General features: G+C 67.1%; 9 protein-coding genes and 1 riboswitch. Of the genes, 6 read left to right on the top strand and 3 right to left on the bottom strand.

The window, feature by feature from the left end; genetic code table 11:
• Nucleotides 1–3: 3 nt before the first annotated feature.
• Nucleotides 4–86: riboswitch (S-adenosyl-L-homocysteine riboswitch) on the bottom strand.
• 93 nt (nt 87–179) lie between these two features.
• Nucleotides 180–2,885, top strand: coding sequence for a phosphoenolpyruvate carboxylase (gene ppc / locus FA89_RS02115; protein WP_036137742.1), 2,706 nt, complete (start codon nt 180–182; stop codon nt 2,883–2,885).
• Between the two features lie 146 nt (nt 2,886–3,031).
• Here the strand turns inward: ppc and FA89_RS02110 are convergent, their stop codons facing one another.
• The 3 genes from FA89_RS02110 to FA89_RS02100 form a co-directional block, all read right to left on the bottom strand.
• On the bottom strand, nt 3,032–4,903 hold the full coding sequence (locus FA89_RS02110) for an ATP-binding cassette domain-containing protein (protein ID WP_036137740.1): 1,872 nt from the start codon (nt 4,901–4,903) through the stop codon (nt 3,032–3,034).
• A 168-nt stretch (nt 4,904–5,071) separates the two neighbouring features.
• Nucleotides 5,072–6,118, bottom strand: a complete 1,047-nt coding sequence (locus tag FA89_RS02105; RefSeq protein ID WP_036137737.1) for an aldose epimerase family protein — start codon at nt 6,116–6,118, stop codon at nt 5,072–5,074.
• Between the two features lie 27 nt (nt 6,119–6,145).
• Nucleotides 6,146–7,324 carry a XylR family transcriptional regulator gene (locus tag FA89_RS02100; protein WP_036137735.1) on the bottom strand — a complete coding sequence of 393 codons (1,179 nt, stop codon included), beginning with the start codon at nt 7,322–7,324 and terminating at the stop codon, nt 6,146–6,148.
• Between the two features lie 153 nt (nt 7,325–7,477).
• Between FA89_RS02100 and xylA the strand changes: the two genes are divergently transcribed.
• The 5 genes from xylA to FA89_RS02075 all read left to right on the top strand — a co-directional run bounded on the left by xylA (nt 7,478) and on the right by FA89_RS02075 (nt 14,171).
• On the top strand, nt 7,478–8,794 hold the full coding sequence (xylA, locus tag FA89_RS02095; RefSeq protein ID WP_036137734.1) for a xylose isomerase: 1,317 nt from the start codon (nt 7,478–7,480) through the stop codon (nt 8,792–8,794).
• A 13-nt stretch (nt 8,795–8,807) separates the two neighbouring features.
• Nucleotides 8,808–10,289: a xylulokinase gene (gene xylB, locus FA89_RS02090; RefSeq protein ID WP_343123025.1), complete on the top strand. Its 1,482-nt coding sequence runs from the start codon at nt 8,808–8,810 to the stop codon at nt 10,287–10,289.
• A gap of 51 nt (nt 10,290–10,340) precedes the next feature.
• Entirely contained in the window at nt 10,341–11,357 is a 1,017-nt protein-coding gene (gene xylF / locus FA89_RS02085; RefSeq protein ID WP_221174271.1) for a D-xylose ABC transporter substrate-binding protein, read from the top strand.
• An 80-nt stretch (nt 11,358–11,437) separates the two neighbouring features.
• Nucleotides 11,438–12,985 (top strand): xylose ABC transporter ATP-binding protein, encoded by a 1,548-nt coding sequence (locus tag FA89_RS02080; RefSeq protein WP_036137729.1) that lies wholly within the window; start codon nt 11,438–11,440, stop codon nt 12,983–12,985.
• 40 nt (nt 12,986–13,025) lie between these two features.
• Nucleotides 13,026–14,171, top strand: a complete 1,146-nt coding sequence (locus FA89_RS02075; protein ID WP_051938464.1) for a sugar ABC transporter permease — start codon at nt 13,026–13,028, stop codon at nt 14,169–14,171.
• Nucleotides 14,172–14,218: the final 47 nt, after the last annotated feature.

Here is a 14,218-nt window from a genome sequence, read left to right as displayed (position 1 = left end):
AAGTTCACGGGGGCGCCGTTTGGTGGGACGCCGCGTCGAGCCTGGCCAAGGGGCCGATGCCCATGGTCGCAGCGCCCCTCGACGGGCAAAACGGTCCGGCGATTATATCGCGGAATCCGGATGCAAAGATGAACGCGTTTTTCGGTACTCTCGGGGTTTCGTCCCAACGTGAGAGTCCGATGGAAGCTGCGCGCGATCCCGAATTCCTGCCCCACGACGGCCCCCTGCGCGAGGACGTGCGCCGCCTCGGTGCCCTGGTAGGCCAGATGCTGGCCGAGCAGGGCGGTCAGCCCTTCTTCGAACGGGTGGAGCATGTGCGCACCGCGGCCATCCATCGCCGGCGCAGCGGAGCCGCCGTGGACGCCCTGGCCGACACCCTGACCGGACTGGAGGCCGCCGATGCGGAGTCCCTGGCCCGCGCCTTCGCCACCTACTTCCAGGCGGTGAACACCGCGGAGCGCGTGCATCGCATCCGCCGCCGCCGCGATTACCAGCGCGAGGGCGGGGCGGCCCAGCCCGAGTCGCTGGCCGCCGTGCTGGCGCGGCTGAAGAAGGACGGGGTAGGTCGCGAGGAGCTGTCTTCCTTGCTGGAGCGGCTCGACGTGGAGCCGGTGTTCACGGCGCATCCCACCGAGGCGGTGCGCCGGTCGTTGCTGGAGAAGGAACAGGAAATCGTCCGCGCGCTGGTCGACGAGTTCGACCCCACGCGTACCCCCCAGGAGCGCCGCGACGACGACGCGCGCATCCTCATGGCGCTGTCCTCGGGCTGGCAGACCGCCGAAGCGTCGCCGGTGCGCCCCAGCGTCCAGGACGAGTTCGACCACATCAGTTTCTATATCGCCCGGCCGATCTACCGCGTGTTGCCGGCTCTTTACGAGTCGCTGCAGCAGGCGATCGACGAGACCTACGGCGAAGGCGTCACGATTCCCCGTCTGCTCCGCTTCGCCACCTGGGTGGGTGGCGACATGGACGGCAATCCCAACGTCAACGCCGATACCATCGCCGCCACGCTGTCCGCACAGCGCACACTGGTGCTGGAGCGTTACCTCGAAGACATCACGGCGCTGGGCCGCCTGCTCAGCCAGACCGACGATCGCGTGACCCTGGACGATACGCTGGCGCGGCGCCTGCAGACCTACCGCGACGATCTTCCCGAGGCGGCAGGGCGCATCCGGCCCCGTCACGCCGACATGCCCTACCGCACCTTCCTGGCGTTCGTCGCCGCCCGTCTGGAGGCGACGCTGCACGAGGGGGCACAGGCCTATCCGGATGCGGATGCTTTCATCGACGACATGGCGCTGATCGAGCGAAGCCTGCTCGATCACGACGGTCGCCATGCCGGCGCCTATGCGGTCGGTCGCCTGCTATGGCGCGCACGCACGTTCGGCTTCCACCTGGCCCGCCTGGACGTGCGTCAGGACGCCCGCGTGCACGACGAGGCGCTGGGTGCGCTGCTCGACGATGCCGAGTGGGCGCAGCGCGACACGGGGGCACGGGTGGAGGCCCTGCGGCCGTATGCCTCCGGCGAGCGCGCCTTCGCGGCCGGCGACGGCCATGAGGCGGCGGAGATGCTTCGCGCCGTGTTCGCGACGCTGGCGGACGCGCGGCAGCGCTATGGCACGGAGGCCACCGGCCTCTACATCATCAGCATGGCCGAAACCGCGGCCGATGTGCTGGCCGTGCTGGCGCTGGCGCGTCGGGGCGGCCTGGTCGACGACGGTCGCGTGCCGCTCGACGTGGCCCCGCTGTTCGAGACCATCGACGACCTTGCCGGCGGCGCGGCAACCTTGCAGGCGCTGCTGGACGACCCGGTCTATCGCGAGCATCTGAAGGCTCGCGGCGATCGCCAGTGGGTGATGCTCGGCTATTCCGACAGCGGCAAGGATGGCGGCACGGTGGCCTCCAAATGGAGCCTGCAGCGCGCCCAGGCCGAATTGCTCGACGTAGCCGCGAAGGCCGGCATCCGTGTCGCCTTCTTCCACGGCCGCGGTGGCTCGGCCAGCCGAGGCGGCTCGCGGATCACCCCCGCGCTGATGGCCTCGCCGCGGGGCTCGGTCGGCGGTGTGCTGCGGGTGACCGAGCAGGGCGAGGTGATCCATCGCAAATACGGTATCCGCGCATTGGCCGTGCGCAACCTGGAGCAGACCCTGGGCGCCGTGATGCGCGCCTCGTTGCGCCCGCGCGAGACCGAGACCCGCGAGGCCGGCTGGAAGGACGTCATGGCCCGCCTGTCCGACGAAAGCCGCAAGGCCTATCGCGCCTTCGTCGATACGGAGGGTTTCGTCGACTATTTCCGCGGCGCCACGCCGATCGACGTGATCGAGCGCATGACCCTCGGCTCTCGCCCCGCGCGTCGGCGCAGCATGAAGGGCGTGGAAGACCTGCGTGCCATTCCGTGGGTGTTCTCGTGGACGCAGTGCCGCGCCGTGCTCACCGGCTGGTATGGCCTGGGCAGCGCGCTGGACGCCGTGGCGAAGGAATGCGGCGAAGACGACCTGGTCCGCATGGCCCATGAGTGGCCGTTCTTCTCGACGATGCTCGACGATGTGGAGATGGTGCTGGCCAAGGCCGATATCGACATCGCGGAAGCGTTCTCGCGCCTGGCTGGACCGCTGCACGAGCGGTTCTTCCCGATGATCCGCGCCGAATTCGAGCGCACGGTGGCCTGGGTGCTGAAGCTGAAGGGCGCCAGCGAACTGCTGGCCGGTGACCCGCGGCTGGCTACGTCCATCCGCCTGCGCAACCCGTACGTGGACCCGATGAGCCTGCTCCAGGTCGACCTGCTGCGTCGCTGGCGCGCGACGGAGGGTAAGGACGAGGCGCTGCTCAATGCCCTGGTGGCCTGCGTCAATGGCGTGTCGCAGGGGTTGCAGAATACGGGGTGAGGGTGGGGTGGGACGCGGCAACGGAGGGGGGTGCCGCGTTGCCGCCTTGTTGGCTTTTCGCGCACATCGTGCGCTCCTACCGGGGCGAGGCCGGGTAGGAGCCCACGATGTGGGCGATGCTTTTAACGCCGCTTTACCCGATCTCCTCAACCCTCGAGTTCTTCCCACCGCGCGAACGCCACATCCAATTCGGCCTGCAGCTTCGCCAGTTCCTCGTTGGCGCGGGTGATGGCGGCGGCATCCTGCTGGTAATACTTCGGGTCGTTCATCGCCTCGGTGCGCTTCGCGATCTCGGTCTCGAGCTGCTCGAGCTTTGCCGGCAGCAGGTCCAGTTCACGCTGCTCCTTGAAAGACAGTTTCTTCTTCGGCGCGGCCGGGGGCGGCGTTGCCGCGGCGGGCGCCGGCGCGGAGGCCTTTGCGCTGGCGGCGCGGGCCGCCTCGATGGCCGGCTTCTGGCGCAGCCAGTCGCTGTAGCCGCCGATGTACTCGCCAACTTCGCCGTCGCCTTCCAGCACCAGCGTGCTGGTGACCACGTTGTCGATGAAGTCGCGGTCGTGCGACACCAGCAACAGCGTGCCGGTGTATTCGTTGAGCAATTCTTCCAGCAGTTCCAGCGTCTCGACGTCGAGATCGTTGGTGGGTTCGTCCATCACCAGAAGGTTGGATGGCTGCGCGAACAGCTTGGCCAGCAGCAGGCGGTTGCGCTCGCCACCGGACAGGCGGGTGATCGGCGCGCGTGCGCGCTCGGGCGAGAACAGGAAGTCCTGCAGGTAGCCGATGATGTGCTTGCGCTGCCCGTTGAGCTCGATGTATTCGCGCCCCTCGGCCACGTTGTCCAGGGCGTTCGCGGTGTCGTCCAGCGTGGAGCGGTGCTGGTCGAAATAGGCGATCTGCAGGCTGGTGCCCAGCGTGGATTCGCCGGTTTGCGGCTTCAGCTCGCCCAGCAGGATCTTCAGCAGCGTGGACTTGCCCGCACCGTTGGGTCCCATGATGCCGACGCGGTCGCCGCGCATGATGGTGGTGGACAGGTCGCGTAGCAGCGTGCGGCCGGCGTAGCCATGGGTGACGTGCTTGAGGTCGACCACCTTGCGGCCCGAAGCCTGCGCACTGCCCAGGGTGATCTTGGCCGTGCCGGTCTGCTCGCGACGCTCGGCGCGCTCGCGGCGCAGGGCCTTCAGCGCGCGGACGCGGCCTTCGTTGCGGGTGCGGCGCGCCTTGATGCCCTGGCGGATCCACACTTCTTCCTGGGCCAGCTTGCGGTCGAAATGGGCGGTGGCCTGTGCCTCGGCGTGCAGGCGTTCCTCGCGGCGGCGCAGGTAGTTGTCGTAGTCGCCCGGCCAGCTGGTGACGTTGCCGCGGTCGATCTCGACGATGCGGGTGGCTAGCGCGCGCAGGAAGCTGCGGTCATGGGTGATGAAGACGATGCTGCCGGCGAAGCCCTTGAGGAACGTTTCCAGCCAGGCGATCGCCTCGATGTCCAGGTGGTTGGTCGGCTCGTCCAGCAACAGCAGGTTCGGGTCGCGGACCAGCGCCTGGCCAAGCAGCACGCGGCGCTTCATGCCGCCGGAGAGGTCGGCGAAGTCGGTCTCGGCCGGCAGTTCCAGCCGCTCGATGACCTGCTGCACGCGGGAGTCCAGGTCCCACGCGTTGTGGGCCTCGATCTGCGCCTGGACGTCGCCCAGGGCATCCATGTCGCCTTCTTCCAGCAGGTGGTGGTACCGCGCAAGCAGGTGGCCCAGTTCGCCCAGGCCCTCGGCCACCACGTCGAAGACACTGCCGGTGGTGTCTTGCGGCACTTCCTGCGTCAGCCGCGCGATGCGCGTACCGCCCTGCAGGCGGATCTCGCCGTCCTCGGCATGGATCTCGCCGGCGATGAGCTTCATCAGCGTGGACTTGCCCGCGCCGTTGCGCCCGACCACGCAGACGCGCTCGCCCGCGTCGAGGGAGAGATTCACCTGTTCGAGCAGGAGCGGGCCGCCGACGCTGTAGTCGACATTGAGCAATTGGATAAGAGACATGCCCGCGATTGTAACCGGGTAGCGGGGCACGGGGTGGATCGGTCGCGCTGTACGAAGGGGTGTAGGAGCGCACGATGGGCGCGATGGGCGGTGCCGCGTCGCTACGTCGCTACGCGGGCGCGTGGCCGCGTCGCCGCCCTGTTGGCTTTTCGCGCACATCGTGCGCTCCTACGCCCCTATGCCGAGGGTATAGCGGGTGTGCTGGCGCCAGGGGGCGCCGGGGCGGAGCACGACCGCCTCGGCCTCGGGGCTGTTGATCTGGTCTGGGAAAGCCTGGGTTTCCAGGGCGAAGCCGGCGAACGGTCCGTAGACCTCGCCATAGCGATCGAGCTGGCCGGCGAGTTTCTGCCCGCTGTAGAACTGCAGTCCGGGGCGGTCGCTCGCCACGGTTAGCCGGCGGCCGCTGGAGGGTTCGCTGACCACCGCCACCGTGCGGGGGGCCGCGCCGGCCGGGCCCTGCGGTATGTAGCAATGGTCGAACCCGCCGACCAGGCGCAACTGGGGGTCGGGCCAGTGCAGGCGTGAGCCGATCGGGGCGGCCTCGCGGAAATCGAAGGCCGTGCCAGCGACATGCTGGCGTCCCACGGGGATGGCCCCACCATCGATCGCCAGGAACTCGTCGGCGTCGATCCGCAGCATATGGTCGCGGATATCCGGCCGGCGGTCGTTGAGATTGAAATAAGGATGGGCGGTGAGGCTGAGCGGTGTCGGCGCATCGCTCGTGGCGACATAGGCCAGATCCAGCGTGCCCTCGTCGTCCAGGCGCACCTGCAGTTCCACGCTCACCTCGCCGGGAAACCCGCCGTCGCCTTCCGGGGAGACCAGTCGCAACACCAGCGAATCGCCGTCCGGTTCGACATCCCAGCGCTGCACGTGGAAGCCCTCGTGGCCGCCGTGCAGGTGGTTGCCGCCATCGTTGCGGTCCACGCGGTAGTCGATGCCGTCCAGCCGGAACCGGCCGCCACGGATGCGGTTGGCCCAGCGGCCCACGATGGCGCCCATGTAGGCGTCGGAGGCGAGGTATTGGGCCGCGTCGGCGTGGCCGAGCAGCACCTCGCCCATCCGGCCCTGGCGATCCGGCGACTGCCAGGAGAGCAGGGTGCCGCCCAGGTCGGCGATGTCGACCTGCGCGCCGCGGGCGTTGCGCAGGGTCCAGCGATGGAGCGGGCGGCCGTCGGGGAGGTGGCCCCAGGCGGTGGCGTTGGATACGGGCATGGATGAAGCGTTCCCTGCGGAAGGCGGTCAGGTGGCCGCCGTCTTGCGATGGAGGTCGAGGTATTGGCGTGGCGTGCAGTCGTACTCGCGACGGAATACCGCATACATGTATTGCAGCGACGTGAAACCGCAGCGCAGCGCGATGTCGCCCAGCGGAACCTCGGAGTGCGCGATCAGGTCGCAGGCGGTGTCCAGCTTGTGCTTGAGGATCACCTGGTGGACGGTCTGCTTCAGCTCGCGCTTGAAGTGTTCCTCGAGCACGGTGCGGGACACGCCCACGTAGTCGGCCACCTGTTCGGTCTTGATGCCCAGGCAGCCGTACTGGCGGATGTAGTGGCTGGCGCGCATGACGTGCGGGCTGCGCATCGGCTGGAACCGGCTGGACACCTGCACGTTGATGCCCACCGGGGGCACCAGCACGCGCGAGGCCGAGCAGTCCACGCCGCGCAGCATCTGGTGCAGCAGGTGGGCGGCGGTGCGACCCATTTCCTCCGCGCCCTGGATCACGGAAGTGAGTGGAATGCGGGTGAGCAGCTGCGCCATGGGGTCGTTGTCGATGCCGACGATGGCGATCTGTTCGGGCACGGCGAAACCGCCCATCACGCAGGCCTGCAGCAGCTGGCGCGCGCGCGCGTCGGTGACCGCGATGATGCCGATCGGCTTGGGCAGCTCCGCCAGCCAGGTGACCAGTTCCTCGACCGCATGGCCCCAGCCGCCCGCGCTGGTGGGTGAGCCCTCGTACACCACGCCCTCCACCGATTCCTCGTCGACCATGGCCTGGAAGGCGTGCTCGCGCTCCTGCGCCCAGCGGCTGCCGGGGCTGCGGGGAATGCCATAGAAGGCGAATCGCGTCAGCCCCTGCTCGATCAGGTGGTCGTAGGCCAGGCGCACGAGGCGGACGTTGTCGGTGGCGATGTAAGGCACGCCGACCGGGTAATCGGCGGCATCGCGGTACGAGCCGCCCACTGCCACCACGGGGATGTGCAGGTCGCGCAGGGCATCCGGGGCTTCGGGGTCGTCGAAGTCGGCGATGACGCCGTCGCCGCGGAACAGGTGGATGTCGCGCATGCGGCTGCGGAAGTCTTCTTCCATGAAGAGGTCCCATTCCACCCGCGTGCTGTTGAGGTAATGCCCGATGCCGGCGATGACCTGGCGGTCGTACACCTTGTTGGCATTGAAGAGCAGGGCGATGCGGTGCGGTGCCATGGCCGCGAAAACTAGCAGGAATCGCCGTTTCCGGCCATGACGCAGCGCGGCAAAGAAAAGTACCGGGGTGGCGAGGGAAATCGCAATTGCGCCGGATGCCCCGGGCTAGTCAGCATCGACACGATTCGTCCCCACGTTTGTCAAGGATTCGTTATGTCGTACTTTTCCCATATTCCCAACATCGCCTTCGAGGGCCCCGGCTCGGACAACCCGCTGGCGTTCCATCACTACGATGCGAAGAAGCAGATCCTGGGCAAGAGCATGGCCGAGCACCTGCGCCTGGCCGTCTGCTACTGGCACACGTTCGTATGGCCGGGCTCCGACGTATTCGGCGCGGGCACGTTCGAGCGTCCCTGGCAGACCGCCGGCGATCCGATGAGCAAGGCCCGCGAGAAAGCCGACGCCGCCTTCGATTTCTTCTCGCGCCTGGGCACGCCGTTCTACACCTTCCACGACACCGACGTGGCACCGGAAGGCGCCAACCTGGCCGAGTACCGCAACAACTTCGCCGCCATGGTCGACGTGCTGGAAAAGAAGCAGGCCGAGACCGGCGTCAAGCTGCTCTGGGGCACCGCCAACGTGTTCAGCAACCCGCGTTATGCCGCCGGCGCCGCGACCAACCCGCAGCCGGAAGTGTTCGCCTATGCGGCTACCCAGGTGCGCCACGCGATGGAAGCCACGCACCGCCTTAAGGGTGAGAACTACGTGCTGTGGGGCGGCCGCGAGGGCTACGAGACCCTGCTCAACACCGATCTGAAACGCGAGCGCGCACAGCTGGGCCGTTTTCTCCAGATGGTGGTGGAACACAAGCACAAGCTGGGCTTCAAGGGCACGATCCTGATCGAGCCCAAGCCGCAGGAGCCGACCAAGCACCAGTACGATTACGACAGCGCCACGGTCTACGGCTTCCTCAAGGATTTCGGGCTGGAAAACGAGATCAAGACCAACCTCGAAGCCAACCACGCCACGCTGGCGGGGCATTCGTTCCAGCACGAGGTGGCCACCTCCATCGCGCTGGGCCTGTTCGGCTCCATCGACGCCAACCGTGGCGATCCGCAGAACGGCTGGGATACCGACCAGTTCCCCAACAGCGTCGAGGAACTCACGCTGGTGACCTACGAGATCCTCAAGGCCGGCGGCTTCACCACGGGCGGCTACAACTTCGACACCAAGGTGCGTCGCCAGAGCAGCGCGGCGGAAGACCTCTTCCACGGCCACATCGGCGGCATCGATGCGCTGGCGCTCAGCCTCGAGCGTGCGGCGAAGATGATCGAGCGCGATGCCATCGCCGATTTCAAGGCGAAGCGCTACGCGGGCTGGGATGCCGAGCTGGGTGCGAAGATCCTCAACGGCGGGTTTACCCTCGCATCGCTGTCGGATGAAGCCATGACGCGGGACATCCAGCCGAAGCATGTCTCCGGCGGCCAGGAGTTGCTCGAGAACATCGTCAACCGCTATATCTACGGCTGACAGGGAACCCGTGATGGACGCACAGGAACGCATGTACCTAGGCATCGACCTCGGCACCTCATCGGTCAAGGCGGTGCTCATCGACGATACCGGGGCGGTGCGGGCCAGTGCCTCCAGCCCGCTGGAGGTATCCCATCCCAAACCGCGCTGGTCCGAGCAGGACCCGGCCACCTGGTGGAGCGCGACCGAAGCAGCCGTGGCCGAGGTGCTCGAGGGCACCGATGCCCGCCGCGTGGCCGCCATTGGCCTGTCCGGGCAGATGCACGGGGCCACGCTGCTGGATGCGGACGATGCCGTCCTGCGTCCGGCGATCCTCTGGAACGACACCCGCGCCGATCGCGAATGCCTCGAGCTGGAGAACGTGCCCGGGTTCCGCGAGATCACCGGCAACGTGGCGTTCCCTGGGTTCACCGCGCCCAAGCTGGCCTGGGTGCGCAAGCACGAGCCCGATGTGTTCGCCCGGGTGGCGAAGGTGCTGCTGCCGAAGGATTACCTGCGGCTCCGGTTGACCGGTCAGTACATGACCGATGCATCGGATGCCGCCGGTACCCTCTGGCTGGACGTGCGCAAGCGCCAGTGGAGCGACGCGATGCTGGCCGCCACCGGCCTGGATCGCTCGCACATGCCGGCGGTGTTCGAAGGCAGCCAGCCGGCCGGCCGGCTGAGCCAGGCCCTGGCCGACCGCTGGGGCATGGATACGGTGCCAGTGGCCGCAGGCGGCGGTGACAACGCCGCCGGCGCCGTGGGCGTCGGCATCGTGCGCAGCGGGCAGGCGATGCTCTCGCTGGGTACGTCGGGTGTGTACTTCGCTGTTTCCGACGGTTTCCGGGCCAGTCCCGAACAGGCGGTGCACAGCTTCTGCCACGCCCTGCCCGATACCTGGCACCTGATGTCGGTGATGCTCAACGCGGCCAGCTGCCTGGACTTCACCGCGCGGCTCACCGGCTTCAGCGACGTGCCGGCCCTGCTCGCCGAGGCGGAGGCTTCCGGTCTCAAGCCGGACGGCCCGATGTTCCTGCCTTACCTCACCGGCGAACGCACGCCGCACAACGACGCCCACGCCCGCGGTTCGTTCACGCACCTGGTGCCTGGCACGTCGCGCGCCGACCTGGCCAACGCCACCCTGGAGGGCGTTGGCCTGGGCCTGCTCGACGGCCTGCTCGCCGTGGAGTCCACCGGCCTGGTGGCCGACGAGGTCACGGTGATCGGTGGCGGTTCGCGCAGCGCCTACTGGACCCAGATGCTGGCCGACATACTCGGCAAGAAGCTGGTGCTTCGCAGCGGTGGCGAGGTGGGTCCGGCCCTGGGCGCGGCGCGCCTGGCCCGGCTGGCCGTCGATACCGACGCCACGCTGGACGAGGTCTGCCCGATGCCCGAGGTGACCGCCGTGCGGGAGCCCGATGCAGCGCGTCATGCATATTTCCTGCAAACGCGTCACCCTCTGTTCCGCCGCTCGTACGAGCGTTTGAAGCCGCTGTATTCCGACGCCCCCTGAGGCGCGTTTTTTCCACCCCGACCGGGGGTGTACCCAAGCATGGAGATGAGCATGAAGCAGAAGGCCCTATACACCCTACTCGCCGTTTCAATGGTCGGCGCCGGCATCTTCGGCGCGCCGCAGGCGCACGCCAGCAAGGAAAAGCCGGTGATCGGCTTCTCCATCGACGACCTGCGCGTGGAGCGCTGGACCAAGGATCGCGACTACTTCAAGGCCGCGGCCGAAGCCAAGGGCGCCACCGTGTCGGTGCAGTCCGCCGACGCCAACGAGCAGAAGCAGATCCAGCAGATCGAAGGCCTGATCGCACGCAAGGTCGACGTCATCGTCATCGTGCCGTTCAACGCCAAGACGCTGACCAACGTGGTCAAGTCGGCCAAGGCAGCCGGTATCAAGGTCATCTCGTACGACCGCCTGATCCTGGGTGCGCCCGTGGACGCCTATATCTCGTTCGATAACGACAAGGTCGGCCAGATGCAGGCACAGGGCGTGGTCGACGCCACCGGTGGCAAGGGCAACTACTTCCTGCTCGGCGGCGCGCCGACCGACAACAACGCCAAGATCCTCCGCGAAGGCCAGATGAAGGTCATCGACCCGCTGGTCAAGAGCGGTGCGGTGAAGATCGTCGGTTCGCAGTGGACCAACGAGTGGCTGGCCGCCAATGCGCAGAAGATCATCGAGAACGCGCTCACCGCCAGCAAGAACGACATCCAGGGCATCGTCGCCTCCAACGACGGCACCGCGGGTGGCGCCATCGCCGCGCTGAACGGCCAGAAGCTGGCCGGCAAGGTGGCCGTGTCGGGCCAGGATGCCGACCTCGCCGCGATCAAGCGGATCAAGGCCGGTACGCAGACCATGACGGTGTACAAGCCGATCAAGACGATCGCCACGGACGCCGCCAACCTTGCCGTCGACCTCGCCCAGGGCAAGACGCCGAACTTCACCTCGAAGATGAACAACGGCACCGGCGACATCAACACCATCCTGCTTTCGCCGACGGCGCTGACCAAGGCCAATGTCGACCTGGTGGTCAAGGACGGCTTCTACACCCAGGCGCAGGTCGGCCAGTAAGGCGTCGGGCGCAGGGCGTTAAAGCGTAAGATCGGGACGCCCCGCCTTGGTGCGGGGCGTCGCCATGAGAGAGGAACACCGTGAGCGAATACCTGTTCGAGATGCGCCAGATCGTCAAGGAGTTTTCCGGCGTGCGCGCGCTCAATGGCATCGACCTGGCCGTGCGGCCCGGCGAGTGCGTCGGCCTGTGCGGCGAGAACGGTGCCGGCAAGTCCACGTTGATGAAAGTGCTTTCCGGCGTGTATCCCTACGGCACCTGGGCAGGCGAGATCCTGTTCGACGGCAAACCACTGCAGGCGCAGTCCGTGCGCGACAGCGAACACGCCGGCATCGTCATCATCCACCAGGAGTTGATGCTGGTACCGCAGCTCTCCGTCGCCGAGAACATCTTCCTCGGCAACGAGATCCGCAAGTTCGGCGGCGTGATGGACTACGACGCCATGTACGCCAAGGCCGAGGCCCTGCTGGCCCGGCTGAAGCTGAAGGATGTCAACGTCGCGGCCCCGGTCATGAACTACGGTGGCGGCTACCAGCAACTGTTCGAGATCGCCAAGGCGCTGGCCAAGAATGCGCGCCTGCTAATCCTCGACGAACCTTCCTCGTCGCTCACCTCGTCCGAGACCGACACGTTGCTGTCGATCATCGAGGACCTCAAGCGCGACGGCGTGGCCTGCGTCTACATCTCGCACAAGCTGGATGAAGTGGCGCGGGTCTGCGATACGGTCACGGTCATCCGCGACGGCAAGCACATCGTCACAAAGCCCATGAGCGAGATGACCACGCATTCCATCATCACCGCGATGGTGGGCCGCGAGATCGAGAACCTGTTCCCGAAGATGGACCACGACATCGGCGAGGTGATCTTCGAGGCGAAGCACGTCACCTGCTGGGACGTGGCCAACCCGAACCGCAAGCGGGTCGACGACATCTCCTTCGCCGTGCGTCGCGGCGAGATCCTCGGCATCGCCGGGCTGGTGGGTGCAGGCCGCACGGAGCTGGTCTCGGCCATCTTCGGTGCCTACCCGGGCCGCTACGAAGCGGAGCTGGTGCTGGAAGGCAAGCCGGTGAAGATCCGTTCGCCCGAGCAGGCGATCAAGGCCGGCCTGTCGCTGGTGCCGGAAGATCGCAAGCGTCAGGGCATCGTGCCGCTGCTGGGCGTCGGCGACAACATCACCCTGGCCACGCTGGCGCATTACGCGCACGCCGGCCAGATCGATCGCCAGGCCGAGCTGCAGGTGGTCGACGCCGAGATCAAGCGGCTGCGTGTGAAGACCGCCAGCCCCGAACTGGCCATCGTCGGCCTGTCCGGCGGTAACCAGCAAAAGGCGGTGCTGACCAAGATGCTGCTGCCCGGGCCGAAGGTGTTGATCCTCGACGAGCCCACGCGCGGCGTGGACGTCGGCTCCAAGTACGACATCTACAAGCTGATGTTCGAGCTGGCCGCGAAAGGCGTCGCCATCATCATGGTGTCCTCGGAAATGCCCGAGGTGCTCGGTGTGAGCGATCGCGTGCTCGTCGTCGGCGAGGGCAAGCTTCGCGGCGATTTCAAGAACGTCGGTCTCACCCAGGAACAGGTCCTCGAGGCTGCGATCTCCCATGCCGCCGAAGGCCCCGCTCACGCGGCCTGATCCTTCGAACCCTTTCACGCGCCACCACGGAAGCTCCTCCATGCAGGCCCAGCAAATCCAGCAACTGTTCGTCCGTTACAAGATCCTCGCGCTGCTCATCGCCGTCGCACTCATATGGGTGTTCTTCCACGTCAAGACCGACGCGGCGTTCATCACGCCGGGCAACCTGTCCAACCTGTTCCGGCAGATGGCCATCACCGGCATGCTTGCCTGCGGCATGGTGTTCGTCATCATCGCGGGCGAGATCGACCTGTCGATCGGCTCGCAGCTCGGCCTGCTGGGAGGCGTCGTCGCCATCCTCACGGTCAACCAGGGCTGGGGTACATGGCCGTCCATCGGCGTGGTGATGCTGCTGGGCCTGGCCATCGGCGCGTTCAACGGCTTCGTGGTCACGAAGATGCGCGTGCCGTCGTTCATCGTCGGCCTGGGTGGCATGCTGGCGTTCCGCGGCATCGTGCTCTACATCACCGGCAGCTCCACCATCGCGCCGGCACCGGACGACCTGATCCAGCTGGGCCAGGGCTTCGTGCCGGTTGAGATGTCGCGCTGGATCGGCGGCGTCATCTTCCTCGCCATGGTCGCGTTGACCGTCCGCCGTCGGCTGCGCCGGTCGAAGCTCGGCCTGCAGCAGGCCGCGACGTGGATCGACGTGGTCAAGCTGGTGGCGATCGGTGCGGTCATCTTCGCCTTCGTGCGCACGCTCAACGACGCCAACGGCATCCCCATTCCGGTGATGATCCTGCTCGGGCTGCTGGCGGTGTTCACCTATGTGTCTACGCAGACCGTGTTCGGCCGGCACATCTACGCCGTCGGCGGCAACATGGAAGCCACGCGCCTGTCCGGCGTCAACGTGGCCCGGGTCAAGCTGGTGGTGTTCGCGCTGATGGGCCTGATGTGCGCCTTCGCCGGCATCATCACGGTGGCACGCACGGGCTCCGGCTCACCTTCCGCCGGTACCGGCGGCGAGCTGGACGCCATCTCGGCCTGTTTCATCGGCGGCACCTCCATGCGCGGCGGTTCCGGCACGGTCTACGGCGCGCTGATCGGCGCCCTGGTCATGGCCAGTCTGGACAGCGGCATGCAGCTGATGGATGTGGACAATTCCTGGCAGATGATCATCAAGGGCGCCATCCTGGTCCTCGCCGTGTGGGTCGACGTCCTGTCCGGCTCCAACCGCAACGGCTGATCACCCGTAAGGACCACGTAGGAGCGCACGATGTGCGCGATGGGGGG

This window comes from Luteibacter sp. 9135, assembly GCF_000745005.1.
In the GTDB taxonomy this organism is placed as follows: domain Bacteria; phylum Pseudomonadota; class Gammaproteobacteria; order Xanthomonadales; family Rhodanobacteraceae; genus Luteibacter.
Note: the sequence above shows the minus strand (reverse complement) of the source record. Positions and strands in the feature narration are given on the sequence as shown.